The organism is Bradyrhizobium erythrophlei (genome assembly GCF_900129505.1).
Classification (GTDB): domain Bacteria; phylum Pseudomonadota; class Alphaproteobacteria; order Rhizobiales; family Xanthobacteraceae; genus Bradyrhizobium; species Bradyrhizobium erythrophlei_D.
Genome location: NZ_LT670818.1, coordinates 7,875,071 through 7,899,377 on the forward strand (window position 1 = coordinate 7,875,071; position 24,307 = coordinate 7,899,377).

Genomic DNA, 24,307 nt, shown 5'->3' on the forward strand with positions numbered 1-24,307 from the left:
GATCAACCCGCCGCGCTGGATTGCGGCTGCAGATTGGCGCGGCGATCGACGCGCGCCACTCGCGACAGCAGATAGTCCACTTCGGCCTTCGCGGTCGCGGTGATGGTTGCCCCCGGCTTGCGCTGCGCGCTCGAGGCGATCACGCCACGCTTCTGCAGCACGTATTTGCGCACCGCCAGTCCCGCGCCGGGCTGCTGCTCGTAGCGGATCAGCGGCAGATGCGCGTCGAACAGATCGTGCGCGGCGTCGCGGCGGGCCTCCTTCGACAGCCTGACGACGTCGATCAGCAGTTCCGGAAAGGCGTAGCCGGTCATGGCGCCGTCGGCGCCGCGCTCCATCTCGAAGTCGAGAAACAGCCCGCCATTGCCGGTCAGGATCGACAAGGGCCGCAGCGAGCCGTCTTTCTGAAACGCGCGCAACGCGCTGATCTTTTCCAGCCCCGGCCAGTCCTCGTGCTTGAGCATCACGCAGGACGGAGAGTCCATCACGATCTTGCGGATCACCGCCGGCGTGAACACCACCGTCAGGGTCAGCGGATAATCCTGCAGCACCCAGGGAATGTCGTCACCGATCGCTTCCTGCGCCTGCTTGAAGTATCCGATGATCTGGTCGTCGGTGCGCAGATGCGGCGGCGGTGCGATCATCACCCCTGCCGCGCCGGCATCCATCGACGCTCTTGCCAGCGAGCGCATGGTGGCAAATCCAGGCGCAGAGACGCCGACGATGATCTGCATGTTTTTGGCGCGCTTGACGAAGCGGATCGCCACCTGCTCGGCCTCGGCGGCATCGAGCTTGGGCGCCTCGCCCAGAATGCCCAGCACGGTTACCCCGTCGCAGCCGACTTCGGCGTAAAAATCCGTCAGGCGGTCGATCGATTTCTCGTCGATGCGGCCGTCATCGTGGAACGGTGTCGGCGCGATGGCAAAGGTGCCGGCGGCCTTGGGGGTGAGTTTTGTCATGTGTTGCCTCTGTTCTCTTTCGTCATTCCGGGGCGATGCGCAGCATCGAACTCCGATGTACAATTGCACACCGGAGAATCTCGAGATTCCGGGTCTGGTCCTTCGGACCATCCCGGAATGACGAATTGCTAAAACCTTCGCGCGCCCATCTTGATCTCTTCCTCGGTGAAAAAGATCTCCTTGGCATGTTCGAGGATATCCTCTGCCTTCCATCCCGCATGTGGCGGTTTCCAGCCGGGCTTTTCCATCATCCGCATCTCGCGTACGCCGCGCGGGCCGGAGACGCCGAGCGTCTTGCCGGTCTGGTCGCCCGAGAGATCACTGACCATGTATAGCACGGCCGGCGCGATGCCGTCCGGTCCCAACGCCGCGCTGGGGTTCTCGATATAGCGCGGCAGGTCTGCGGTCATGCGGGTCAGCGCGCCCGGGGCCAGCGTCCAGATCCGGATGTTGTATTTGCGGCCCTCGATCGCCAGCACGTTGGACAGGCCCCAGATACCGCCCTTGGCGGCGCCGTAATTGCTCTGGCCAAAATTGCCGATCAGGCCCGAGGTCGAGGAGGTGTTGACGATGACGCCGCCGCCGTTCTCGCGCATCCAGCGGAACACCGGCTGGGTGACGCAGAAGGTTCCCTTCAGATGCACCTTCAGGACCTTGTCCCAGGCGGCATCGGTGGCCTTGGCAAAGGTCTGGTCGAGCAGGATGCCGGCATTGTTGACGAGAATATCGGCGCGCCCAAAATGCTTTATCGCATCGTCGAATACCGACCGGCCGCCCGCCAGCGTCGAGATGTCGGCGCCATTGGCGACGGCACGGCCGCCCTCCGCCAGAATCGCATCGACCACCTTCTGCGCCATCGAGACATCGGCGCCGGAGCCGTCGCGGGGGCCGCCGAGGTCGTTGACCACGACCGCCGCCCCCTCGCGCGCGAACAATCTGGCATAGGCCTCACCAAGCCCGCCGCCCGCGCCGGTGATCAGCGCTACCTTGCCGTCGAGTAATCCCATGGTGGTTTGCTCCCTTTGGTACCGTCATTCCGGAGCAGCCCGCAGGGCTGAACCCGGAATCCGGAGATAGTTAGCTCGAGATTCCGGGTCGGGTCCTTCGGACCATCCCGGAATGACGATTAACCCAGCACCGTCTTGCCGCTCTTGATGACGGCGACGCTGCGCGCCTTCACTTTGGCCTCGAACGAAATCACATCGCCGTCCTTCCACAGATCCATGGTCACGGTCTCGCCGGGATAGACCGGCGAGGAGAACCGCGCGGCGTGCTGCCTGAAGGCCGACGGATCGTAGTCGGCATAGGTCTGCAGGATGCCGCGGCAGGTGATGCCGTAGGTGCACATGCCGTGCAGGATCGGCTTTGCAAAGCCGGCGCGTTCGGCAAATTCGGGATCGCTGTGCAGCGGATTGCGGTCGCCGCAAAGCCGGTAAACCAGCGCCTGGTCCGGGCGCGTGGTGATGTCGACGGTCCTGTCGGGACTGCGCGTCGGCACCTTGTGCGGTTCGGGCTGGCCTTCCGAAGGCCCGCCAAAACCGCCGTCGCCGCGGGCGAACCGGGAAGCCACCAGCGTCGCCAGTTTCTCGCCCTGCTCGTCCCGGAGCACCGTCTGGTGCCGGATCACCGCGCCCTTGTCCTTGCCCTTGTCGAACACGTCAAGCACGGTCGAATCGGCGGTGATGCGCGCCGCGATCGCCAAGGGCTTGTGGAAGGTGATGTCGCGCTCGCCATCGACCACCATCACGCGGTTGAGATTCATTTCGCCGGGCCCCGCGCCCCACGCCGCAACCGACGCAAAGGTCGGCACCACTTTCAGCGGTCGCGGTGTCGCGACCGCCTCATTGACGAACGCCAGCTCCTTCCCGTCCATGGGATCGGCGCCCATGCCGATGCCATAGGCGTACAGCATGACTTCGCGATCGCCATAGGCATATTTCTGGCCGAGGTTTTTGAGCGCCATCAGCTCTTCGTATTTGATCGGCATGTCGTCAGCTTCTCCCGAATGTTCTTATCGTCACCCCCGCCACCCGGTCCGGCCGTTGGCCGGCCGGATGACAGGCTCCAGCGGGGGTCCAGTAATCACCGGCGTCTACTGGATCCCCGCCTTCGCGCGGATGACGACCTTTGCTCGGCGCGTTTCGCGCGCAACTTCATCCTCACACCGGCGTAAAGAACGGCAACGGCGGGCCGTCGGTGGTCTTGAACACCACCTTGACCTTCTGGCCGATCTTCAGGGCTTTCATGTCGCAGTCGACGAAATTGGTCAAAAGCGACGGGCCTTCCTTCAGCGTGACGTAACCGATCGCGTACGGCCCCGAGGCGGATTTGCGCATCAGGCTGAACGTGTAGATCTCGCCCTCGCCCGAGCTTTCCTCCCACACCGTCTTGTCGGAGAAGCAGAACGGGCAGATCGAACGCGGAAAGTAATGCGCTTCGCCGCAGGCGGTGCAGCGCTTTATCAGAAGCTTGCCTTCGACCGCTTGCTCCCAGAAATGCTTTGTCTCGGGATTGCCCTGCGGGGTCGGATATTTCACGGGATTGTCCATCACACGCGCTCCAGAATGCAGGTCGATGCGGCGTGGCGGACGCCGAGCAGGCCGCCAGTGCCGTGCGCGATGGCGAGATCGCAATTCGGCACCTGCACCTTGGGATGCGCCTCGCCGCGCAACTGCCGCACCGCCTCGATGATCTTCGTCATGCCGCCGCGGTTGACGGGATGATTGCTGCAGAGACCGCCGCCGTCGGTGTTGAACGGCAGCTTGCCGACGCCGGAAATCAGGTTGCCGTCGGCGACGAACTTGCCGCCCTCGCCTTTCCCGCAGAAGCCGAGGTCCTCGAGCTGCATCAACACCGTGATGGTAAAACTGTCGTAGATCGAGGCGTATTTGATATCCTTAGGGGTCACGCCGGCCTCTTCGAACGCGCGCGGCCCCGACCAGATTCCGGCGGAATAGGTCAGATTGAGATCCTGGCCGCCGCGCGGTCCCTTCAGCGCCTCGCCGTGGCCGATCATCCGTACCAAAGGCTTCTTCAGGCTCTTCGCGATCGCCTCTGAGGTAACGATCAGCGCGCCGCCGCCGTCCGTGACGACGCAGCAATCCATCCGGTGCAGCGGATCGGAAATCATCGGCGAGTTGAGTACGTCCTCCACAGTAACGACTTCCTTCAGCATCGCGTGCGGATTGTATTGCGCGTGATGCGAGGCCGCGACCTTGATCCAGGCCAGTTGCTCGCTGGTGGTGCCGAACTCATGCATGTGGCGCATGGCGCACATGCCGTAAACATTGTGGGTGGTGGCGCCGTACGCGGCCTCGAAATCGAGCTCGGCGCCGGTGGCGCGCGGCGGCATGGCGCCGGTGCGCGGCTTGCCGGCCAGCGTGATCAGCGCGATCGAGCATTTGCCGGCGGCGATCGCCTCGGCGGCATGGCCGAGATGGACCAGATAGGAACAGCCGCCGGTATCGGTGGAATCGAAATGGCGCACTTTCAGGCCGAGATAATCGACCATCGCCATCACCCCGCCCGGGGCGTCGCCGGCGCAGAAATAGCCGTCGATATCGGCTTTGGTCAGCCCTGCATCTTCCAGCGCGCCCTTGGCGACTTCGGCATGGAGCTGCGAGGTGGATTTATCGGGTGCATGCCGGGTGGGATGCTCGTAGATCCCGGCGAGGTAGGCCTTGCCCTTGATGCTCAACTCGTTCTCCGCTGGCGTTTTTTGTTCGCTAGCGGTTTTCTCGCCTTTCGGGGCTGCCTTGGCAAGCGTCCCGGCTGTCGAAATCGCCAAGGGCAATCCCGCGACACGGAATGGCGGCATGCGTCCACGGCCCCGCAGCGCATTTGCGCCCGAGCTTTGCCAAAAGTTTCCTTACCCTCTTGATCAGAGGGCGCAGGGAATACCGGGTGCACGCTGCACCCGCGGTCTCGTGTGCAACAGTGCACAAAGAAACGCACACGAGCATACAGGTTCAGCGGAGGCAATCCGGCATTCCCTGCGCAATGGTTTTACGGCTTATAGCGCGCTCTCCCTGGTGATCGGGCTTGTTTGACACCATCGCCTCGCGAATATGGTTTTGTCCGCCCGGTCGGGCTCGCAAAACCTCCGCGAGACTTGACGCCAACCGCTGAGGCGTCAGGACCACACGATTTTGCCGTACGCCGCCGTGCCGTTCGTCTGCGCGCCTGGGAAATCGCTCACGGATCGGTACGACCCACCCTGCGATCACTCTTGCGCGCGGGCACTGCCGCGTCCACCGCTCCCCGCCCCAACGTTCGTGACGATGGCCAACGCCCCTCTTTCGGAACGGGATGGCAAATCATAGCCTGATTTGCCACTTCGGAAAAACAGAAATATTTTTGCCCAGAGGACTGGACAGGGCAAATCACGTTGATCCGCCTCGACAAATTAGATTTTTGGCGCAACGCCGCACGCTCGCGCTGGAAGACTGATGGCAGCCCCGTCCGGGCAAATCAGTTTTTAGCTGTTGCCCAGAGGGAGCGCGGCCCCGTTGCTAAAGCTCTCGCGCTTTTTTTAAGCTATTTCCGCTTTCGGGGCTTTTCGGATGTGCCGGGTCGCCCTGACGATGTCAGTTCCTGGGGGAAGATCGGAAGTGGTCTGCCGGCGGCCAAAATGACGCGATTGATCCTTAGCGGACGCGAGCGTGATTCAGGTGGTGCTATTCAGCACCCCGAATGGACCTTCCGCGCGTGCGGTGATGTTGCCATCCCGCTCTGGGGAGCGGATGAATTTTGGTCGGAGGACAATCGCTAACGCCGCTCGCCAGACCGAGGCCACACTATCACCAGCCAGGCGAAGGCAGGACACTATCGTCGGAAGATTTCGAGCGACCATGCCGGCCGGTCGCGGCTTGCGCCCCTTTAGCCAATAGTTTTCATACCAGGAACTATCGACTTGAAAGACGCGCATCGCGAAGTCGAGGTCTCTCGGAAAGCGATGCGAATAACGGGCTGGCATGGCACTCTCCTTTGCATTCAGACGAGGTCCGTCATCGGGCCGCAAGTGACCCAATGCTGAAGTCGGTTCCGAGGCATGGTGCGTCTTGTCGTGCCCAATTCCGGCCATCCACCCGGTGCCAGATATCAGACGTTTATTCGGCGGATCGGATACCTTCGCGGTCGATACCTCGGTTCGAGGCGACATAGTCGATCTCGCCGCGCGTAGTACCGATATCCATGAGCTCCCTGTCACTTAGGTCGCACAATGTGGCTCGTAACCTCCGGCGCTTGCAACGTTCTAAAAACGCAACCCAATATCTCTTGAAAAAACTGGAGACGCGCGTCGATGCGGCCGTCTGTCCCAACCCTGTTGCACCGTAGGTCGTACTCATGGCGGCATCTCCTGAGTGTTGTTTCCACCCAGACGAGAGTGCCAAGGCATGAGGGAGCGCGCTTGACATCTGGCTTACATTTTCCTCACCGGCGGCTTATTCTTTGCGTTGCAACCGATGCTAGAGGCTCGACGATCCATGGCCACCTGAGGGAATGGCAACTTGCGCTACATCTTCGAGAACTACGCAATCGACACTGACCGGCGCGAGCTGCATCGCGGAGCGGACGTCGTCTCCGTCGCGCCACAGGTATTCGACTTACTCGACTACCTGATCCGCAACAGGGAGCGCGTCGTCAGCAAAGACAACCTCATCAACGCCATTTGGAACGGGCGCAGCGTGTCCGATGCAGCGCTGACCACACGCCTCAATGTCGCCCGGAGTGCAATCGGCGATTCCGGCGAGGAGCAGCGCCTCATCAAGACACTGCCACGTAAAGGCTTCCGATTCGTCGGTGCGGTCCGGGAAGAGCGCGCGCCGGCAACCGCGGCAGCAGCCGAGGGTCCGATAGAACCGCGCAAGCCAACCCTCGCGCTCCCCGACAAGCCCTCGATTGCCGTCCTCCCCTTCCAGAACCTTAGTGCCGACCCTGAGCAAGAGTATTTCGCCGATGGCATCGTGGAAGACATCACGATGGCACTATCGCGCTTTCCTTGGCTGTTTGTGATCGCACGCAATTCGAGTTTTACTTACAAAGGCCGACCCGTGGACATAAAGCAGGTCGGCCGCGAACTCGGGGTGCGCTACGTGCTCGAAGGTAGCGTGCGCAAGGCTGGAAATCGCATTCGTATCGCCGGTCAGCTTATCGATGGCGAAACCGGGGCACATCTCTGGGCAGACCGCTTTGATGGGGCGCTCGAAGATATCTTCGATCTACAGGACCAAGTGACCTCTACCGTCGTGGGTGCAATCGCGCCCCCATGCTGCAGCGCGAAGAAATCAAGCGAGCCAGGCGTAAGCCAACCGAGAATCTAGACGCATACGACTATTACCTGCGTGGGTTGGCGAGCGCTCGTCGGTGGACCAAGGATGCGAACAGCGAAGCGCTCCAGCTCTTTTGCAAGGCGATCCAACTCGACCCCGGTCTGGCGTGCGCCTATGGCATGGCCGGGTGGTGCTACATCCAACGCAAAGCGCGTCGCTGGATGATCGATCGTGTGCAGGAAAGTGCCGAAGCTACGCGGCTAGGCTGGAAAGCAGTGCATCTGGGAGCAGATGACCCGGCAGCGATGTGTATGGGTGCATATGTACTCGCCTTTATAGCCTATGAGTTCGATGATGCTATTGCTTTCGTGGATCGCGGACTTGCGATCAATCCGAACTTGGCGCAGGCTTGGAATCTTGGTGCCTGGGTTAGAGCTTTTAGAGGCGAGCCCGACCTCGCACTTGATTACGCTGCGCGTGCCATGCGCCTGAGCCCGATCGATCCTTCTATGTACGCCATACACGGAGCCGTGGCGTATGCTCATTTTCTGTCGGGCCGCTATGATATGGCGTCGTCATGGGCCGAAAAAGCATTGCGCGACAATCCGGATTTCCTGTTGGCAATCTGTATGTTCGCAGCCAGCAGTGCGCTCGCCGGGCGGCTTGAGCCAGCACAGAAAGCTATGGCACGGGCACTCGGATGCAGTCCCGTTTTGCGCGCCTCCAATCTAGAAGATCTAGCACCATTTCGTCGAGCGGAGGATCTAGCCCTTTTTGCCAAGGGTCTTCGCGAAGCAGGGCTTCCGGAATGATTGTGAGTTCGCGGCCACCCTAGCAGCAACTCGAACGAGGTAAGTGGGTCTCTGTGTGCGACACCCAAGGTCCGGTTTGGGGCAAAGGCAGACATCGATAAAGCCGCACCAATCAATCTCGATGATGAGTACGCGCCCCTAATGAGCGCGCGCCCTGGCACGCTGTGCCGCGCCTAGATTCACCGCGCACGTCTCTGGAATACTGGACGCCCGATCTTTGCGGAGGATGACAGTTGCACTTACCGAACGCACTGTCGCCGCACACACAGCCTCAGCAAATACCGACCTCATCCTGAGGAGCATCGCGCAAGCGACGCGTCTCGAAGGATGGATGCAGCGGCGGTGCTTGCTGCCATCCTTCGAGACGCTTGCTTCGCAAGCTCCTCAGGATGAGGGCGGAGATACATTCACAACCTCTCACGATAAGGTCGAAGATAAATTTGCGGATTCTCACCGTCGGGTCCGAGATTACTCCGCCGCGATCTGGCGCGGGGCCGGCGGCGGGTTGGCGAGGTCTTTCGCCAGCTGCGCGTAGCGGGCCTTGGCGTCCTGCACCGACTTCTCCTTCACCGGCCCATAGCCGCGGATGCGGTCGGGCAGCGAGAGAATCTCGATCGCGGTGTCCAAGGTCAGTGGCGACAGCACGCTCAGCACGTGGGCGACGTCCTTTTCGTAACCAGCGATCAGGTCGCGTTCGAGCCGGCGGTCGGGGCTTTGACCGAAGATGTCGAACGCCGTGCCGCGCAGATGGCGCAGCTTCGCCAGCAGCCGGAACACCGGCATCATCCAGGGACCGAACGCGCGCTTCTTCGGCCGTCCCAGCGCGTCCTTGCCGCCGCCCATGATCGGCGGCGCCAGATTGAACTTGATCTTGAAGTCGCCGTCGAACTGGTCGCGGATCTGCTTTTCGAAGCGGCCGTCGGTGTAGAGCCGCGCTACCTCGTACTCGTCCTTGTAGGCGAGCAGTTTTACATAATTGATCGCGACCGCCCGCGGCAGTTCCTCGCCGAAGCCGCCGTTCAGCGCCGCGTCGCGCACCTGCGTCACCAGCTTGCGGTAGCGCTCGGCAAGCTTCTTGTCCTGGTAATCCGTCAGCAGCGCGCTGCGGTGGGCGATGATCTCGTCGAGCGACATCGCCTCCAGCGTCTTCGGCGCGACCGTGTCGTCCTGGCCTTTCATCATCGCAACGATGCGCGCCGGATCGGCCGCGGCCAGGCGCCCGAGCCGGAACGCCTGCGTGTTCATCTTGATCGCGACGCCGTTGACCTCGATCGCCTGCTCGATTGAGGCCGCCGACAGCGGCAGCAATCCCTTCTGATAGGCATAGCCCATCATCATCATGTTGGTGGCGATGGAATCGCCGAGCAGGGTTTCGGCCGGCTTGGTGAAATCGAGGAACGAGGAATCCTTGCGCAACGCGGTTTCCAGTACATGATTGACCTTGCCGCTCTGGAAATTGAAATCGCGGTTGAGGATGAAATCGGCGGTCGGGATCACGTGGCTGTTGATGACGCCATAGGTGCGGCCGGATTCGCACAGCGTCATGGTCTCCTTGGCCGCGGCCACCACCTCGTCGGCGGCGATCACGAGATCGGCGGTGCCGGTGACGATCCGCGAACAGGTGACGTCGGCGGTATGCTCGGACAGGCGCACATGGCTCAGCACCGCGCCGCCCTTCTGCGCCAGCCCCGACATGTCCAGGATCATGCTGGCCTTGCCTTCGATATGCGCGGCCATGCCGAGCAGCGCGCCGATGGTCAAGACGCCGGTGCCGCCGACGCCGCCGACCGCGACGTTGTAGGACCGCTCCAGCGAGGGTTTTGTGGCCGGTTCCGGCAGCTCGTCGATATTGCCGAGATCGGCCGGCGCGCGGCGGCGCAGCTTGCCGCCGTCGATGGTGACGAAGGACGGGCAGAATCCCTTGACGCAGGAATAGTCCTTGTTGCACGTCGATTGATTGATGGCGCGCTTGCGGCCCATCTCGGTCTCCAGCGGCTCGACCGAGATGCAGTTCGACTGCACGGAGCAGTCGCCGCAGCCTTCGCAGACCGCCGAATTGATGAAGACGCGGCGCTGCGGATCCTCCAGCGTTCCCCGCTTGCGGCGGCGGCGCTTTTCGGCAGCACAGGTCTGCACGAACACGATGGCCGAGGCGCCCTTGACCTGGCGCAGCGTCTTCTGGACCTCGTCGAGCTGGTCGCGGTGCGCAGTCTTGGTGCCGGGCGCGATCTCGGAAGCCGGATAGGCGTCGGGATTTTCCGATACCAGATAAATATCGCGGATGCCTTCGGAGTGCAGCTGGAAGGTGATCTGCTGCGGCGACAATTCGCCGTCGACATGCTGGCCACCGGTCATCGCGGTGGCGTCGTTGTAGAGGATCTTGTAGGTGATGTTGGCCTTGGAGGCGACCGCCTGGCGGATCGCAAGGCTTCCCGAGTGGAAATAGGTGCCGTCGCCGAGATTGGCGAACACGTGTTCTTCCCTGGTGAAGGGCGCGACACCGACCCACGGCACGCCCTCGCCGCCCATATGGGTAAACGTTTCGGTGCTGCGATCCATCCACAGCGCCATGAAATGGCAGCCGATGCCGGCAAAGGCGCGGCTGCCTTCGGGCACCTTGGTCGAGGTGTTGTGCGGACAGCCGGAGCAGAAATACGGCGTGCGGGTGACCGGCGCCACCGCCTGCATCTGGGTGGCCTGGCGGCCATTGAACCAGTCGGCCTTGGCGCGCAGCATCGCTGCGATTTCGGGATTGAGATTGAGCCGCAACAGCCGCTCGGTCAGCGAGCTCGCCAGCGACGCGACGCTGAGCTCCTCGGCAAAGGGCAGGAAGCGCTTGTCGTGCTCATCCATCTTGCCGACGATGCGCGGACGGACGTCGTCGCGCCAGTTGAATAGTTCCTGCTTCACCTGGTTTTCGACGATCTCGCGGCGTTCCTCGATGATCATGATCTCTTCGAGGCCGACCGCGAATTCGCGCACGCCTTGCGGCTCCAGCGGCCACGGCATGCCGATCTTGTAAAGCCGCAGGCCAATCTTGGCGGCGACTTCCGGCGTCACATCGAGTTCGCGCAGCGCCTGGCGAATGTCCTCATAGCTCTTGCCGGAGGCCATGATGCCGAAGCGCGCGTTCGGCGAATCCATGGTGATGCGGTTGACCTTGTTGGCGCGGGCAAAGGCGATCGCAGCGAAGCCCTTGTAATCCTGCAGGCGGCGGTCCTGGTCAAAGCGGTCATCGGGCCAGCGCAGATTGAGCCCGCCCGGCGGCATCTCGAAATCGGTCGGGATGATGAAGGGCTTCATCTCGTCGGTGAGATCGACCTCCGCCGTGGTCTCCACGGTTTCGGTGATCACCTTCATGCCGACCCAGCAGCCGGAATAGCGCGACATCGCGATGCCCAGAAGCCCCATCTCGATCATTTCGTGGATGCTGGAGGGGTAAAGGTAGGGCATCAGCGCCGAAATGAACGCGTGGTCCGACTGATGCGGCACGGTGGAGGATTTCGCGCCGTGGTCGTCGCCGGCAAGGCACAGCACGCCGCCGTTCTTTGCCGAGCCCGCGGCATTGCCATGGCGGAACACGTCGCCGCAGCGATCGACGCCGGGGCCCTTGCCGTACCAGATCCCGACCACCCCATCGTGTTTGGCGCCGGGCGACAGGTTGAGCTGCTGCGAGCCCCAGATCGCGGTGGCAGCCAGGTCTTCGTTCACGCCGGGCTGGAATTTGACGTTGTATTGTTCGAGGTGTTTGCGGGCCGCGAACAGTTGCTGGTCGTAACCGCCAAGTGGCGAGCCGCGATAGCCGCTGATGAAACCCGCGGTGTTGAGGCCGTTGGCGCGGTCGCGCCGGATCTGGGCCATTGGGAGGCGAACCAGCGCCTGGATCCCGGTCAGGAAAACGTGGCCTGACCCTTGCGTGTATTTCTGGTCGAGACTGATCGGACCCTGGTTGATTCCCATTCCACCCTCTTCACGCCCTCGCGAGGCATTGGCCGTGACCGGCTATATTACGTAGCCATTCGACTCATCAGAACAAGGCTAAGGGCCTGGTCCCAAATCCGAACTTTGTCACTTTATGTCGATTATCGCTGCCCGCACATCACAAATCTCGGCAAGGGAGTCCTGCGCCCCCGGTTCGCAATTTCGTGCCCAGAAAGGCTGGCCCGTTTTTCGCTTTGTGTCGCCGCGGGCGGTAACGGCGAAACGACCTGACGTGCCGCCCTCTTCGTTTCGCGCTATACTGCCGCCGACAGGAGCGAAAATGGTGCAGGGACGACGCCACGCCATGCGGGTGATTCTCGCGACGCTGCTTTTGTGCACCGCATTCAGCGCTGCCCAGGCAGAGACCGAACCCTTGGCGGAAACTCTTGCGCGCGGCAAGGCGCTGACCATTGCCGGCGATTGCGGGGGTTGCCACACTGCCGACCCGGCAAAACCCCTCGCGGGGGGAAAACGCATCGACACCCCGTTCGGCGCGATCTACTCGCCGAACCTGACGCCGGACCGTGAAACCGGATTGGGCGCCTGGAGCGACGACGATTTCGTCCGCGCCTTCCGCTACGGAATGGCGCCCGACGGCTCGCACTACTACCCGGCTTTCCCCTACCCATATTTCACGAAACTGACCCGCCAGGATCTAACGGCGATCCGCACCTATCTCGCGACGCTTGCGCCTGTCCGCACGACGCTGCCGCCGTCGCAACTACACTGGCCGCTGAATTATCGCGTGCTGATGCGGGCCTGGAATTACTTTTTCTTCCGGCCCGGAATATTCGAGCCGAACCAGCAGAAAAGCGCGGAATGGAATCGCGGCGGCTATCTGGTCACCGCCGCCGCGCATTGCGGCGCATGTCACACGCCCAAGAACCTCTTCGGCGCCGCCAGGCAGAGCCAAGCCTTTGGCGGACGAACGGTCGGCGGCTGGTTCGCACCACGCCTCGATGGCGCCGAACGCAGCGGGCTGAAATCCTGGAGTGTCGACGACATCGTCGAGTACCTCGCAAGCGGTCGCAACGGCAAGAGTCACGTCAACGGGCCGATGGCAGGCGTCGTGGTGAACTCGACCTCCCAAATGAGCGACGCAGATATTCGCGCCATCGCGGTGTATCTGAAGGATCTGCCAGCCGGCGAACCGGAGCCGGCAGTCTCCCCGCCGCCGCCGGCGCCGGCGGAGATGGCCGCGGGCAAGGCGCTCTACGACCGCGCCTGCGTCGCCTGCCATGAAGCCGACGGCAGCGGCGCGCCGCGCATCTATCCGCCGCTGCCCGGCAACGCCAATTTGCAGTCCGCCGACCCCGCCAGCACGCTTCGCATCATCCTCGACGGCGCGCAGACAGTGACGACACCGCGTGCGCCCAACAAAGGCTCGATGCCGGGATATGCCAGGCAATGGTCGGATCAGGAGATCGCCGACGTCACCAATTATATCCGCAATTCCTGGGGCAACGCCGCGCCGCTGGTCAGCCCGGCGCAGGTCGCAAAGGCGAGGAAAGAGCGATAGAGCCATGCGAACATTGCTGTTTCACACGAATAATCAGGCCCGGAAATCGCTCAACGGCGATCCTCGTTGAAGACAAATTTCGGCATTTCCCACTTGTAGCGGATCGCCAACAGTCGAAACGACAGGCCGAGCACGAAGGTCAGGATCGTCCAGGCTTCGTCATTCAGTTTGAGGCCGAAGGCGGTGGCGTAGAACAGCCCGGTGACCACGGAAACGCTGGCGTAGAGTTCGGAGCGAAACAACAGCGGCACGTCGTTGCAGAGGATGTCGCGCAGCACGCCTCCGGCGCACCCGGTGATCATCCCCGACACGATCACGATCGGCAGCGACGCACCGGTTTGCCAGGCGACGTCGCAGCCGGCCATGGTGAAGACCACGAGGCCGATCGCGTCGAGCACGAGAAACGCGAGAGACAGGCGATGCACCGCGCGCGCGATCAGGACGGTCACCAAGGCCGCAATGGCCGTCAGCGCGAGATAAGAAGGGTTTTGCACCCAGACCAGCGGATAATGCCCGAGCAGGACATCGCGGATCGTTCCGCCGCCCAGCGCGGTGATGCAGCCGAGCATGCATACGCCTACCCAGTCCATGCTGCGCTTTCCCGCAGCCAGCGCCGCCGTCATCGCCTGCGCGGCGAGCGCCACCAGCGACAGCAGGTACAAGACATTAACGCTCGGAAGCAGGCCCCACATCGCAACCCCAAGGAACAGATTCTGCAATCTACGCCGGGGGTTCCCTTCTGAACAGAATGAAAGTGGGGCAACGGTCGCAGTTTGCGGGACGAGAAAGAGATCATGTTCCCGGAACCCGCATGGGTGCCGGCGGGTTGTCTTCCCGCATTGGAGGAACCCAATCATGGCCTACGAACGCAATTCGGACGATCCCTATCGCACCAATCGCGCCGACGATGAGTTTCGCCGCGCGCAGCGTCTCGACAATGAACTGCAGGTGGATCCTGAACTGGCCGAGGGCCGGGCCAGCACGGGCAGGATCGCGATGTTCGCGGTCGCCGTCGCTGTGATCCTTGGCGCGGTCTTTTACGGCCTGAACAATTCGAGCATCAACCAGGCCGGCACGTCGTCGACGGCGCAGAACACGCCCTCCTCGCCGCCCGCCGCCCCTCCGGGCATGCGTGACGTGACGCCGCGCGCCAACACTGATCAGGGCGTGACGACCGGTGCGGCTCCGGCGCGGCCGCAGACGCCGCCGGCTTCCGCCCCGACGGGCACCGACGTGAATCGCTCCGGCAATCCGCCAACCGGCAGCGCGCCGGCCAAGTAACGCCGGAAGTTTGTGAGGAAGTGATCGAACGCAGCGGGCACAGCCGGCCCGCTGCTTCCTTTTGTCAGCCAAACATCTTGTTCAACTCGCCGCCGGCATAGCCATTGCCTAGTTCGGTGAAAGTCCCCTTCTCAGCGATCTCCTGCGCCGCGCGCATAAAACCGCCCCAGGCGGCGCGCGCCAGCGAGCCGCCGACGCTGATGCGGCGAACGCCGAGTTCGGCGGCTTCCGCGACCGAGAGGCCGGGCCATCCCAGCAGGAGATTGACCGGCTTCGGATCCACCGCCTTCACGACCGCCGAGATCTGCTCTTTGGTACGGATGCCCGGCGCGTACAGGCAATCGGCGCCGGCCTCCGCATAGGCCTGCAGCCGGTCGATCACCATGGCGAGATCCGCCTGCCCGACCAAAAATCCTTCGCAGCGGCCGACCAGCAGCACGCCGCTGGTGTCGGCATCGATCGCGGCCCGCGCCGCCTTGATGCGTTCGATTCCCAGGGCGCGCTCGTACAGCGGTTTGTCCTTGTCGCCGGTGGAATCCTCGATCGACAATCCGGCGATTCCGGTCCTGACCGCGCGCGCGACATTTGCGCCGACCTGCTCCGGCTCTTGCGCAAAGCCGCTCTCGAAGTCGGCATTGACGGGCAGATCGGTAGCACTGCACAGCGCGGTGAGATGCGCGCAGACCTCATCGAGCGTGACGCGGTTGTCCGCCTTGCCGATCGACCAGGCAAAGCCGGCGCTGGTGGAGGCGAGCGCCTTGAAGCCCATGTGCTGCAGCGCCTGCGCACTGCCGATGTCCCAGGGATTCGGGATCACGAAACATCCCGACCCGTGCAGCTTGCGGAATGTCGCGCGTTTTTCTGCGGTCGTCAGCGGCATGGTCTCTCCCCTTTCGGTTCCTTGTTGGCGCGACAATAACCGCACCGGTCTTTCGGCGCCAGTGCGCGGCCGTATCAGGCGACCACCTTGCGCAGGAAGCTGCGTTCCTCCGCGAGGATGAATTTGTTCTCCTCGGCAAATGCGAAATTGGCCATGCCTTCCTCGTCGGTGCGAAGCCTTGCGCGATAATTTTCATAGGCCGCTAGATTTTCAAAGGAAATCAGCGCGAAGGCGATGTTGTTGGTGCCTTCATGCGGCATCCAGTAGCCGTGAAGGTCGCCGCCGCATCGGGGGATGATGGCAAGCCAGCGTTTCGAATATTCCTCGAACAGCGTGCGCTTGAACGGATCGATCTGGTAGCGGATGAAAACGGTAATCATCAATGGAACCTCCAAAGTTTCTTACTCTCGTCATTGCGAGCGCAGCGAAGCAATCCAGCTTTCTTTCTTGCTGCTCCATGGATTGCTTCGCTGCGCTCGCAATGACGGACCCTTCACACTGGAGTCGAACGCGAGAATACCCACTTGACGACGTCGATGCTTCGGCTATCATCGAAGCATGAAAGCAGGTCCGGATATCGCCATGGTCGCCTCGCTGGTCGGCGACCCCGCGCGCGCCAACATGCTCACCGCGCTGATGACCGGCCGCGCGCTGACCGCGAGCGAACTCGCGCACCAGGCCGGCGTCACGCCGCAGACCGCGAGTTCGCACCTTTCCAAGCTCGAGGCCGGCGGGCTGGTCGAGCTGGAAAAACAGGGGCGCCACCGCTATTACCGGCTCAGCGATGCTGATGTCGCCGGCGTGCTCGAAGGCCTTGCGGGACTGGCCGCGCGCGCCGGTCACATGCGCGTGCGCACCGGGCCGAAAGACCCGGCCTTGCGCCGCGCGCGGATCTGCTACGATCATCTGGCCGGCGATCTCGGCGTGCAGATGCTCGACAGCCTGAAAAGACAGCGGCTGGTGCGCCAGAAAAAGCAGGACATCGAACTGACCGCCGAGGGCGAACGGTTTCTGGAAAGCTCCCTGCAGATATCGGCAGACACGCTGGCCCATCCGCGGCGCCCGGTGTGCAAGGCCTGTCTCGACTGGAGCGAGCGGCGCCATCATCTGGCGGGCACGCTGGGGGCCGCGATCATGACCCGGTTCACCGAACTCAAATGGGCCGCGCGCGACGCCACCCCCGGCAGCCGCGTCATTAATTTCAGCCGCAGCGGCGAGAAGCGTTTCGAGGCGCTGTTCGGCGATCACGAATAGCGGGCGAACCTCCCTCATCACATTGTCGTCATGGCCGGGCTTGTTCCGGCCATCCGCGCCTTGCTTTGCTGCTATGCCGTCAGACGTGGATGCCCGGGACAAGCCCGGGCACGACGACTCAAGCCGGACCTGTCCAATGCAACGAATTTTCTGCGCGATCTCTGCCGCCCTCCTTTTCATCCAGCCATCCATCGCCGCCTCCGCCGCGGAACCTGCCCCACGCGAGCCCTACGGCATCGACCTCGAAGGTTTTGCCTATCCCTACCCCGTCAATCTCCTGCCGCTCACCAATGACGGCGAACAGTTGCGGATGGCCTATATGGACGTGGCGCCGGCGCAGCCGAACGGCCGCGTGGTGGTGCTGCTGCACGGCCGTAATTTCCCGTCGAGCTATTGGGCGCCGGTCATCAAGACGCTCAGCGAGGCCGGCTATCGCGTGATCGTGCCGGACCAGATCGGCTTCGGCAAATCCTCGAAGCCAACGGGCGAGCTGCATTTCGACACGCTGGCGCGCAACACCGTCGCCCTGCTCGATCATCTGCAAATCGCGAAAGCCGATATCGTCGCGCATTCGCTCGGCGGCATGCTGGGCGTGCGGATCGCGCGCGCCTTTCCCGACCGCGTCGCGCATTTGTTGCTGGTGGCGCCGATCGGGCTTGAGGACTACCGGCTCTATGTGCCGCCGACGCCGACCGAAAAGATCGTTGAAAACGAGGACAGACTGACCGCGGAAGGCTACCGCAAGCAGCTCGAGACCAACTATTCCCTCAGATTGCCGCCGGACCAGGTGACCCCGTTCATCGATGCCCGCTTCAACATCAAGGGCAGCGGCGAATATCCGCGCTGGCTGCGTGCCTTCGTCTCGTCCGCGCAGATGATCTATCGCGAGCCGGTCGTCCACGAAATCCCTGAGATCACCGAGCCCACGCTGTTCATCATGGGCGCCGACGATCACAACGCGCCGGGGAGGCCGAACGCGCCGGAGGCGCTGCGGCCGAAGATGGGACAGAACGCCGAGCTCGCCAAGGCGCTCGCAACAAAGATGCCCAATGCGCGCGCCGAGGTGATCGCCAATGCCGGGCATCTGGTGTTTCTCGATGCGCCGCAAAAATTCAACGAGCTGATGCTGGCGTTTCTCGGCTCCCGCTAGCGAGCTCGCTGCAAGTTCGGCGCAGGTTGCATTCACTCCGCGTTCAGGTCGTCGTGACTAGGTTCCCCGCAATTCGACGTGGCCGATAATTAACGGGTCGAATTGTATCTGGATCAATGTGAAACGCCGCACCGCGGCCCCAGGCAGGGAGAAGACATGAAATATTTTTTCGCAGCAGTCGTCGTAGCCAGCACCTTCGCGAGCTTCGGCGCTGCCAACGCCGCCGGCGGCTGCGGCCTCGGCTTCCACCGCGGCCCCTATGGCGGCTGCCGTCCCAATGGCGGCGCGGTGGTCGTGGCACCCGGCGCGGTGGTGGTCGAGCGGCCGGTCGTGGTGGTGCCCCGCGGGCGCATCTGTCCCGTCGGCTTCAGCTGGCGCTATGGGCGCTGCCGCCCGCTTTGAACGCGGGATCATCGTCAATGACGGCAAAACCCCGCATCATGCGGGGTTTTGTTTATCCGCCCTGAAACGCGCAGACCAAAACAAAAGGGCGGGAAAACTCCCGCCCTTTTCTCGATCCTTACCAGTTGCGGAAGCAGCGCCGGCCGAACGGGCCGGAATGCCAGCCGGGCGGGCAATTATACATCGGGCGGCATCCGCCATAGGGACCCCGGTGCCAGCCGGGTCCGCAGCCGCCGGCGACGCGGATGATGTCGACCGACGCAGCCTGATCGAGCGGGGCCAGCGGCATGGCCCGCGACCCGGAGACCGCCGCAAGGCTGAGGCAAATGGCAAACGCAGAAGCGACGAGTATCTTCATAGTCCTTCCTTCCTCCCAATTTTGCCGCTGCGCGGCAGTTGCTAACCTGACGCAAAGAAGGTGACAGTCCGGTACTGATAAAGGCATGTCACCAGTGACGGCGCTGCCAGCGGCGCCAGTGCCGGCGACGCCAGCCCCAATGACGGTGGCGCCAACCCCAGTGGCGGCGGTGCCAGCCCCAGTGGCGGCGGTGCCAGCCCCAGTGATGCCCGTGCCCGTGTCCCCAGCGGACCTGTTCGGGCTTGAGATGCTCGACCTCAGCCTCGGTCGTGACGGCGGAATGAATATCCTGATTCGCTGACGGCAGCCGTTCATCTAGGCCAAGCGGATGCGGCGACAGCGGCGCGGCCTGCGCGCCCGCGGTCAGCGCGGCGGCTCCGGCGGCAAATCCAACGGCGAGCTGCAAAAAGTGGCGGCGTTCCATGACATCTCCCTGTTCACGGTAATGGCGAGTGATGCGGGGAGAGTTTGAATGCGTCGAGATGAATAGCCGCTGAATTGCGCGTTCAGGTACAGGCATCCGTACAGATCTATCGTCGTCCCGGCGAACGCCGGGACCCATAACCACCGATGTCAGTTGTCAGCAAGGGCAATTGCCACAGCGCCATAACGAGAGGACACGGCGTATAGGTCCGGCCTTCGCCGGGACGACGCTGAGACCTGTTGTGCGCCATCAGGCCGCGAATTCCTCCGCCAGCACCAGCAACTCGCGCGTGCGCGTCACCTCGGGCCAGCAGCGGTCGAACTCGGCGACCAGCGTCTTCAATGCGCCGCCGCCCATGGCGCGATCGAGCGCGGCCTGATCGGCGAATTCGTACATCGCCACATGCAGCGAGGGATCCGACAGACTCCAGAACCGCCGCGCGGTGCTGACGCCAAACGCCTTTGCGGCGTCGGGCAGATGTTCGGTTCTGTACCATTCATCGAACGCCCCGCGTTTGGCGGGATCGGCAACGGTGGCGCGGACGACGAAATAGGCTGAAGGCATTGGCGTTTCTCCCGGTGCGTTTTTTCCAGTCGTCATTCCGGGGCATCACGTCAGCGATGAACCCGGAATCTGGAGATTGTAACGTCGAGATTCCGGGTTCGCGCTCACGCGCGCCCCGGAATGACGAAAGGAAGGCTACACCCATCCGCCCCGCGCCATGATGGCGGCACACAGCAGGATGATGACGATCGCAAACAGCTCGCCGTGGATAATCCCGGTCACCAGTCTGAGCTTCCTGGCGCCGATCACCGGGACCCGCCCCGCCGTCAGCGCCCCGCGCCACGACAGGAATTCCCTGGTCGGAATGATCGACAATAGTCCGATCACGACGAACAGCGAGAGTTTCCCGAGAAAGGCGTGGCTGTGAAAATAATAGCTCGCGCCCTTCTCGAAGAAGAACACCCGCAACAGCCCGATCACCAGCAGCGCACCCGCGGCGATCCCAAGCACGAGGTCCGTGACCTGCAGCCGCCGCGCCGAGGCAAGCGTCAGTTCCTGCCGGATCAGCGTCAACTCGATGGCCACCGCTGCCACCAACGTGAAGGCGCAGACGTGGTGGAGGAAGGCGAACAGCGTGGACATGGCGCGGGCTCCGGTCAGCTAGCCTGGCAGTTTGCCACCGACAGATTTGTAGAACTGAGCAAGCTGGTTTGCGAGTAGAGAACCCAAAAGCTCTTCCATCCTTGAAACGTCGATCCTTCCGTCGTGGAAGGCCAAATCTGCGGCATCCAGGGCGTCGAAATAGGGCTTACGGTTGTCAACAATTTGATCCGGAATAGTGGGAGTACCCGGCAAGATCGAACCTGCGCGGATTGACAGCACGACATAGGATGCGATGCGGGAGGTGCGCCCGTTGCCATCCGCAAACGGATGAATCCAGTTCAGTCGCCACATCACGTAAGCCGCAAGATGTATCGGCGTGCTGCCTTCCCAATGATCGTTGACGTAATCGCACATGTCCTCGACCAGTTCCGGCACCAAATGTGCGCCGACCGGTTCGTGCTTGCTGCCTTCAATCGCGACGCCGCCGGGACGATAATTCCCAGCATAGGAGCTGATTCCGGCAAGCGCTTCCCGTTGTAAACCAAGAATGAGCGAGGGACGCAGCTTGAACGAACCCCGCTCCAGTGCACTATGGATTGCGCCGATCGCCGCATCGTATTGTCGAAACCCGTTCCTGGCTTCGGCGACGGCCTTTGCTTGAGGGTCAACGATCAACTCAGGCTCGAGCGCTCGGCTATCTCGCCGGTTGCGCTCGTCACCTGTCATTTTTCATCCTTGGCCAGCTTCTCGGCCTCGCGGTCGATCATTTCCCGCGTAATCAGCTCGTTCTCGAAATGCGTATTGCCGTAGACGAAGCTTCGCCGTTGCTGCTCCTGCTGTTCCGGCGTCGGCTTGGCAGTCTTGGCAGCTTCAAGAAGTTTTTTGAGGGCGTCGGTCATGGGGACAATATAGTCGAGTCTGTCTAGGGATGCCATTATGTCTTGTTCAATTTTACCTACAACGGCAAATTATCGTGCTTCTTCATCGGCATCTCGACATGCTTGTCCTTCAGCATCGCCAGCGCCCGCGCGATGCGGCGCCGGGTCGAGTGCGGCATGATGACGTCGTCGATATAGCCGCGCTCGGCGGCGATGAAGGGCGACAGGAACCGGTCTTCGTACTCCTTGGTGCGGGCCGCGATCTTATCGGAATCGCCGATGTCGCTGCGGAAGATGATCTCCACCGCACCCTTGGCGCCCATCACGGCGATCTGCGCCGTCGGCCAGGCGTAGTTCATGTCGGCGCCGATTTCCTTTGACGCCATCACGTCGAACGCGCCGCCATAGGCCTTGCGGGTGATGACGGTTACCAGTGGCACCGTGCACTGCGAATAGGCGAACAGCAGTTTTGCACCATGTTTGATCAGGCCGCCATATTCCTGGGCGGTGCCGGGCAGGAATCCGGGAACATCGACAAATGTAACAATGGGAATGTTGAAGGCGTCGCAAAACCGCACAAAGCGCGCGGCCTTCCGCGAGGCGTCAGAATCGAGCACGCCGGCCAGCACCATCGGCTGGTTGGCAACAAAACCCACGGTGCGTCCGCCGATGCGGCCGAAACCGGTGACGATGTTTTTCGCAAACGCTTCGGAGATTTCGAAGAAGTCGCCCTCGTCCACCACCTTGATGATCAGTTCCTTCATGTCGTAGGGCTTGTTCGGATGGTCGGGGATCAGCGTATCCAGCGACATGTCGACGCGGCCGATGTCGTCGAAGCTCGGCCATTCCGGCACGCCGTCGGTGTTGTTGGAGGGCAGGAAGTCGATCAGCCGGCGCATCTGCAACAGCGTCTCGACGTCGTTCTCGAACGCGCCATCGGCGATCGAGGAGCGCGTGGCGTGCACCGAGGCGCCCCCGAGCTCTTCCGCCGTCACCACCTCGTTGGTGACGGTCTTGACGACGTCGGGCCCGGTGACGAACATGTAGCTGGTGTTTTTGACCATGAAGATAAAATCGGTCATCGCGGGCGAATAGACATCGCCGCCGGCGCAGGGACCCATGATGACGGAAATCTGCGGGATCACGCCCGATGCGATGACGTTGCGGCGAAACACATAGGAATAGCCGGCGAGTGCGGCGACACCTTCCTGGATGCGCGCGCCGCCGGCGTCGTAGAGCCCGATGATCGGCGCCCTCGCCTTCATCGCCATGTCCTGGATCTTTACAATTTTCTGTGCGTGGGTCTCGGACAGCGAGCCGCCGAACACGGTAAAATCCTTGGCAAAGACAAACGTCTTGCGGCCGTTGACGGTGCCCCAGCCGGTGACGACGCCGTCGCCCGGCACTTTTGTCTTTTCCATGCCGAATTCGGTCGAGCGGTGTTCGACGAACATGTCGAATTCCTCGAAACTGCCCTTGTCGAGCAGAAGCTCGATGCGCTCCCGCGCGGTCAGCTTGCCGCGGGCGTGCTGCGCCTCGATGCGCTTTTCGCCGCCGCCCAGCCGCGCGCCGGCGCGCCGCTCTTCGAGGGTTTCAAGGATGTCTTTCATCTGCCCCGCCCATCATTTGGCTTAAAGATTTGACCGGGTTCTAACATGGCATTTTCCGAACCGGAAACCGGCTTTCAACAGCCGAAGGCAGCCCAAATGGCGGTTCGAAGGGGTACAGTTACCGGGCTATTTTTCGAGGAGACATCCATGAACGAGACCACCGCAACCGAGGCCACCGGCGCCGCCACCGGGGGCTGCCGAACCCTGCTCCGGCTGGAGGGCCTGACGCTGTTTGTCGGCATGACCATGCTCTACGCGGTCTGGGGCGGGTCCTGGTGGGTCTATGCGGTGCTGTTCCTGGTGCCGGATGTGAGCTTCGCGGCCTATCTCGCCGGGCCCCGCGTCGGCGCCTTCGTCTACAATACCGCACAGCTACATGGCACCGATGGTGCTGATGACGACCGGGTTCGGGCTGGCCTCGCCGCTGACGCTCTCGATCGCGCTGATCTGGCTGGCGCATATCGGCATCGACCGCGCACTCGGCTACGGCCTGAAATATGTTGCAGGATTTGGCTTCACGCATCTCGGCCGAATCGGCAAGGATGCGAACGCGACCTAGGCCGCGACAAGGGAAACCGTCATTGCGAGCGAAGCGAAGCAATCCAGAAACAAAATGGATTGCTTCGTCGCTTCGCTGCCTTGCGCGAACGCTTCGCGTTTGTCGCAGGCAATGGCGAACTCGCGATTTTGATTCCTTCAGCCCTCGTCCGCCCTACTTCTCGCCAACCTTGAACGGCTCCTCCTTGCCGGGCGGCACGGTCTCCTCCGCCATCGCCAGCAGCATCGCCACCATCACGTAGTTGCCGGCGACCACGGTCAGGTCGACGATCTGTTGATCGTTGAACGCCTTCTTCGCCCGCGCATAGGTTTCGTCCGAAACCTTCTGCGTGGTCGTGAGCTCGGTGACGAAGTCGTAGACCACGGCCTCATCCTCGGCCATGTTCGACGGCCGCTTGCCGGCCTTGAGCTCGGCGATGATGTCGGCCGACAGGCCCGCTTTGGCCGCCAGCGGCGCGTGCGCGAACCATTCGACCTGCGAGCGCCACTGCCGCCCGATGACCAGGATCGCAAACTCGTTGAGCTTGGTCGGGACCGAGGTCTGCCAGCGCAGATAATAGAACAGGTCGTACAGCCGCTGGCCCAGCACCGGGCTGCGGATCATCGGATTGTACGGCCCGCCGAGACCGACGCTGGAGACCTTCATGATCTGCTCGCCGAGCGGCTTTTGCGCGTCGCTGAGCTGGTCCATGGTCAGTTGCGGAAAACGGGGCTCCTTGCCGGTCGCAGGAGCGGCGAACATCGTGGCGGCGAACCAGCCGCCGGCTGCGGCAACGGCGAGCGACGACATCCAGATGGCAGATTTCATGATTTCCTCCGGGCTTTTCTTGAGGCTTTTGTCAGCCCGGAGAGGCTAATCCAG

The 24,307-nt window shown here is 62.5% G+C and carries 24 protein-coding genes and 2 pseudogenes; 8 read left to right on the forward strand and 18 right to left on the reverse strand.

Annotation, left to right across the window (positions count from 1 at the left end; genetic code table 11):
* Positions 1 to 2: 2 nt before the first annotated feature.
* The 5 genes from B5525_RS37040 to B5525_RS37060 form a co-directional block, all read right to left on the reverse strand.
* On the reverse strand, positions 3 to 959 hold the full coding sequence (locus tag B5525_RS37040; protein WP_079570932.1) for a dihydrodipicolinate synthase family protein: 957 nt from the start codon (positions 957 to 959) through the stop codon (positions 3 to 5).
* Between the two features lie 128 nt (positions 960 to 1,087).
* Positions 1,088 to 1,966: an SDR family oxidoreductase gene (locus B5525_RS37045; RefSeq protein ID WP_079570935.1), complete on the reverse strand. Its 879-nt coding sequence runs from the start codon at positions 1,964 to 1,966 to the stop codon at positions 1,088 to 1,090.
* 119 nt (positions 1,967 to 2,085) lie between these two features.
* Entirely contained in the window at positions 2,086 to 2,946 is an 861-nt protein-coding gene (locus B5525_RS37050; RefSeq protein ID WP_079570937.1) for a MaoC/PaaZ C-terminal domain-containing protein, read from the reverse strand.
* A gap of 172 nt (positions 2,947 to 3,118) precedes the next feature.
* Entirely contained in the window at positions 3,119 to 3,508 is a 390-nt protein-coding gene (locus tag B5525_RS37055) for a Zn-ribbon domain-containing OB-fold protein (protein WP_079570938.1), read from the reverse strand.
* Positions 3,508 to 4,656 (reverse strand): thiolase domain-containing protein, encoded by a 1,149-nt coding sequence (locus tag B5525_RS37060; RefSeq protein WP_079574301.1) that lies wholly within the window; start codon positions 4,654 to 4,656, stop codon positions 3,508 to 3,510. The genes B5525_RS37055 and B5525_RS37060 overlap by 1 nt, the downstream gene beginning before the upstream one ends.
* Before the next feature lie 690 nt (positions 4,657 to 5,346).
* On the opposite strand from B5525_RS37060, the gene B5525_RS44995 reads away from it, so the two are divergent.
* A complete protein-coding gene (locus B5525_RS44995; RefSeq protein ID WP_154073683.1) occupies positions 5,347 to 5,730 on the forward strand; it encodes a hypothetical protein in 384 nt (127 codons plus the stop codon).
* A 337-nt stretch (positions 5,731 to 6,067) separates the two neighbouring features.
* On the opposite strand, the gene B5525_RS37065 is transcribed toward B5525_RS44995, so the two are convergent.
* Positions 6,068 to 6,307 carry a DUF1127 domain-containing protein gene (locus B5525_RS37065; RefSeq protein WP_079570940.1) on the reverse strand — a complete coding sequence of 80 codons (240 nt, stop codon included), beginning with the start codon at positions 6,305 to 6,307 and terminating at the stop codon, positions 6,068 to 6,070.
* Positions 6,308 to 6,469: 162 nt separating this feature from the next.
* Here B5525_RS37065 and B5525_RS37070 point away from each other — a divergent pair.
* Positions 6,470 to 8,043 (forward strand): annotated as a pseudogene (locus B5525_RS37070) (winged helix-turn-helix domain-containing tetratricopeptide repeat protein).
* Between the two features lie 468 nt (positions 8,044 to 8,511).
* On the opposite strand, the gene B5525_RS37075 reads toward B5525_RS37070, so the two are convergent.
* Positions 8,512 to 12,003, reverse strand: a complete 3,492-nt coding sequence (locus B5525_RS37075; RefSeq protein WP_079570941.1) for an indolepyruvate ferredoxin oxidoreductase family protein — start codon at positions 12,001 to 12,003, stop codon at positions 8,512 to 8,514.
* A 325-nt stretch (positions 12,004 to 12,328) separates the two neighbouring features.
* Here B5525_RS37075 and B5525_RS37080 point away from each other — a divergent pair, with 325 nt between their 5' ends.
* Positions 12,329 to 13,543, forward strand: coding sequence for a c-type cytochrome (locus B5525_RS37080; RefSeq protein WP_079570943.1), 1,215 nt, complete (start codon positions 12,329 to 12,331; stop codon positions 13,541 to 13,543).
* Positions 13,544 to 13,593: 50 nt separating this feature from the next.
* Here the strand turns inward: B5525_RS37080 and B5525_RS37085 are convergent, their stop codons facing one another.
* Positions 13,594 to 14,235 carry a trimeric intracellular cation channel family protein gene (locus B5525_RS37085; protein WP_079570944.1) on the reverse strand — a complete coding sequence of 214 codons (642 nt, stop codon included), beginning with the start codon at positions 14,233 to 14,235 and terminating at the stop codon, positions 13,594 to 13,596.
* Positions 14,236 to 14,398: 163 nt separating this feature from the next.
* Here B5525_RS37085 and B5525_RS37090 point away from each other — a divergent pair, with 163 nt between their 5' ends.
* Positions 14,399 to 14,824, forward strand: coding sequence for a hypothetical protein (locus B5525_RS37090; protein WP_079570946.1), 426 nt, complete (start codon positions 14,399 to 14,401; stop codon positions 14,822 to 14,824).
* 64 nt (positions 14,825 to 14,888) lie between these two features.
* Here B5525_RS37090 and B5525_RS37095 read toward each other — a convergent pair whose 3' ends face one another.
* Positions 14,889 to 15,704 carry an isocitrate lyase/PEP mutase family protein gene (locus tag B5525_RS37095; RefSeq protein WP_079570947.1) on the reverse strand — a complete coding sequence of 272 codons (816 nt, stop codon included), beginning with the start codon at positions 15,702 to 15,704 and terminating at the stop codon, positions 14,889 to 14,891.
* A 74-nt stretch (positions 15,705 to 15,778) separates the two neighbouring features.
* Positions 15,779 to 16,087, reverse strand: a complete 309-nt coding sequence (locus B5525_RS37100; protein ID WP_079574303.1) for an NIPSNAP family protein — start codon at positions 16,085 to 16,087, stop codon at positions 15,779 to 15,781.
* A 175-nt stretch (positions 16,088 to 16,262) separates the two neighbouring features.
* On the opposite strand from B5525_RS37100, the gene B5525_RS37105 reads away from it, so the two are divergent.
* From B5525_RS37105 to B5525_RS37115, 3 genes are all read left to right on the forward strand, one after another.
* Positions 16,263 to 16,958, forward strand: coding sequence for an ArsR/SmtB family transcription factor (locus tag B5525_RS37105; RefSeq protein WP_079570949.1), 696 nt, complete (start codon positions 16,263 to 16,265; stop codon positions 16,956 to 16,958).
* 136 nt (positions 16,959 to 17,094) lie between these two features.
* Entirely contained in the window at positions 17,095 to 18,108 is a 1,014-nt protein-coding gene (locus tag B5525_RS37110) for an alpha/beta fold hydrolase (RefSeq protein WP_079570950.1), read from the forward strand.
* A 156-nt stretch (positions 18,109 to 18,264) separates the two neighbouring features.
* Positions 18,265 to 18,510, forward strand: a complete 246-nt coding sequence (locus B5525_RS37115; protein ID WP_079574305.1) for a GCG_CRPN prefix-to-repeats domain-containing protein — start codon at positions 18,265 to 18,267, stop codon at positions 18,508 to 18,510.
* Positions 18,511 to 18,628: 118 nt separating this feature from the next.
* On the opposite strand, the gene B5525_RS37120 is transcribed toward B5525_RS37115, so the two are convergent.
* The 7 genes from B5525_RS37120 to B5525_RS37145 form a co-directional block, all read right to left on the reverse strand.
* Positions 18,629 to 18,868, reverse strand: a complete 240-nt coding sequence (locus tag B5525_RS37120) for a GCG_CRPN prefix-to-repeats domain-containing protein (RefSeq protein ID WP_079570952.1) — start codon at positions 18,866 to 18,868, stop codon at positions 18,629 to 18,631.
* An 88-nt stretch (positions 18,869 to 18,956) separates the two neighbouring features.
* Entirely contained in the window at positions 18,957 to 19,292 is a 336-nt protein-coding gene (locus B5525_RS37125; protein ID WP_079570953.1) for a twin-arginine translocation signal domain-containing protein, read from the reverse strand.
* A gap of 249 nt (positions 19,293 to 19,541) precedes the next feature.
* Positions 19,542 to 19,856, reverse strand: a complete 315-nt coding sequence (locus tag B5525_RS37130; protein WP_079570955.1) for a hypothetical protein — start codon at positions 19,854 to 19,856, stop codon at positions 19,542 to 19,544.
* Between the two features lie 135 nt (positions 19,857 to 19,991).
* Positions 19,992 to 20,438, reverse strand: a complete 447-nt coding sequence (locus tag B5525_RS37135; RefSeq protein WP_079570957.1) for a DUF2214 family protein — start codon at positions 20,436 to 20,438, stop codon at positions 19,992 to 19,994.
* An 18-nt stretch (positions 20,439 to 20,456) separates the two neighbouring features.
* A complete protein-coding gene (locus tag B5525_RS37140; RefSeq protein ID WP_079570958.1) occupies positions 20,457 to 21,125 on the reverse strand; it encodes a Fic family protein in 669 nt (222 codons plus the stop codon).
* A complete protein-coding gene (locus B5525_RS45655; protein ID WP_172900046.1) occupies positions 21,122 to 21,298 on the reverse strand; it encodes a hypothetical protein in 177 nt (58 codons plus the stop codon). Before B5525_RS45655 ends, B5525_RS37140 begins: the two co-directional genes overlap by 4 nt.
* Positions 21,299 to 21,354: 56 nt before the next feature.
* The gene (locus B5525_RS37145; protein ID WP_079570960.1) at positions 21,355 to 22,887 is read right to left on the reverse strand and encodes an acyl-CoA carboxylase subunit beta; all 1,533 of its coding nucleotides are present in this window, start codon (positions 22,885 to 22,887) and stop codon (positions 21,355 to 21,357) included.
* Between the two features lie 147 nt (positions 22,888 to 23,034).
* Between B5525_RS37145 and B5525_RS37150 the strand changes: the two are divergent.
* Positions 23,035 to 23,446: pseudogene (locus B5525_RS37150) on the forward strand (DUF4260 domain-containing protein).
* Positions 23,447 to 23,599: 153 nt separating this feature from the next.
* Here the strand turns inward: B5525_RS37150 and B5525_RS37155 are convergent.
* On the reverse strand, positions 23,600 to 24,253 hold the full coding sequence (locus B5525_RS37155; protein WP_079570961.1) for a carboxymuconolactone decarboxylase family protein: 654 nt from the start codon (positions 24,251 to 24,253) through the stop codon (positions 23,600 to 23,602).
* Positions 24,254 to 24,307 lie beyond the last annotated feature (54 nt).

Bases quoted from the DNA above. Each gene is read 5' to 3' on its own strand.
- B5525_RS37085 (WP_079570944.1), bottom strand. From the start codon at position 14,235: ATGTGGGGCCTGCTTCCGAGCGTTAATGTCTTGTACCTGCTGTCGCTG.
- B5525_RS37125 (WP_079570953.1), bottom strand. From the start codon at position 19,292: ATGGAACGCCGCCACTTTTTGCAGCTCGCCGTTGGATTTGCCGCCGGA.
- B5525_RS37155 (WP_079570961.1), bottom strand. From the start codon at position 24,253: ATGAAATCTGCCATCTGGATGTCGTCGCTCGCCGTTGCCGCAGCCGGC.
- B5525_RS37130 (WP_079570955.1), bottom strand. From the start codon at position 19,856: ATGCCTTCAGCCTATTTCGTCGTCCGCGCCACCGTTGCCGATCCCGCC.
- B5525_RS37110 (WP_079570950.1), top strand. From the start codon at position 17,095: ATGCAACGAATTTTCTGCGCGATCTCTGCCGCCCTCCTTTTCATCCAG.
- B5525_RS45655 (WP_172900046.1), bottom strand. From the start codon at position 21,298: ATGACCGACGCCCTCAAAAAACTTCTTGAAGCTGCCAAGACTGCCAAG.
- B5525_RS37115 (WP_079574305.1), top strand. From the start codon at position 18,265: ATGAAATATTTTTTCGCAGCAGTCGTCGTAGCCAGCACCTTCGCGAGC.
- B5525_RS37080 (WP_079570943.1), top strand. From the start codon at position 12,329: ATGCGGGTGATTCTCGCGACGCTGCTTTTGTGCACCGCATTCAGCGCT.
- B5525_RS37065 (WP_079570940.1), bottom strand. From the start codon at position 6,307: ATGAGTACGACCTACGGTGCAACAGGGTTGGGACAGACGGCCGCATCG.
- B5525_RS37140 (WP_079570958.1), bottom strand. From the start codon at position 21,125: ATGACAGGTGACGAGCGCAACCGGCGAGATAGCCGAGCGCTCGAGCCT.
- B5525_RS37095 (WP_079570947.1), bottom strand. From the start codon at position 15,704: ATGCCGCTGACGACCGCAGAAAAACGCGCGACATTCCGCAAGCTGCAC.
- B5525_RS37075 (WP_079570941.1), bottom strand. From the start codon at position 12,003: ATGGGAATCAACCAGGGTCCGATCAGTCTCGACCAGAAATACACGCAA.
- B5525_RS37135 (WP_079570957.1), bottom strand. From the start codon at position 20,438: ATGTCCACGCTGTTCGCCTTCCTCCACCACGTCTGCGCCTTCACGTTG.
- B5525_RS37090 (WP_079570946.1), top strand. From the start codon at position 14,399: ATGGCCTACGAACGCAATTCGGACGATCCCTATCGCACCAATCGCGCC.
- B5525_RS37050 (WP_079570937.1), bottom strand. From the start codon at position 2,946: ATGCCGATCAAATACGAAGAGCTGATGGCGCTCAAAAACCTCGGCCAG.
- B5525_RS37040 (WP_079570932.1), bottom strand. From the start codon at position 959: ATGACAAAACTCACCCCCAAGGCCGCCGGCACCTTTGCCATCGCGCCG.
- B5525_RS37145 (WP_079570960.1), bottom strand. From the start codon at position 22,887: ATGAAAGACATCCTTGAAACCCTCGAAGAGCGGCGCGCCGGCGCGCGG.
- B5525_RS37105 (WP_079570949.1), top strand. From the start codon at position 16,263: ATGAAAGCAGGTCCGGATATCGCCATGGTCGCCTCGCTGGTCGGCGAC.
- B5525_RS37045 (WP_079570935.1), bottom strand. From the start codon at position 1,966: ATGGGATTACTCGACGGCAAGGTAGCGCTGATCACCGGCGCGGGCGGC.
- B5525_RS37120 (WP_079570952.1), bottom strand. From the start codon at position 18,868: ATGAAGATACTCGTCGCTTCTGCGTTTGCCATTTGCCTCAGCCTTGCG.
- B5525_RS37055 (WP_079570938.1), bottom strand. From the start codon at position 3,508: ATGGACAATCCCGTGAAATATCCGACCCCGCAGGGCAATCCCGAGACA.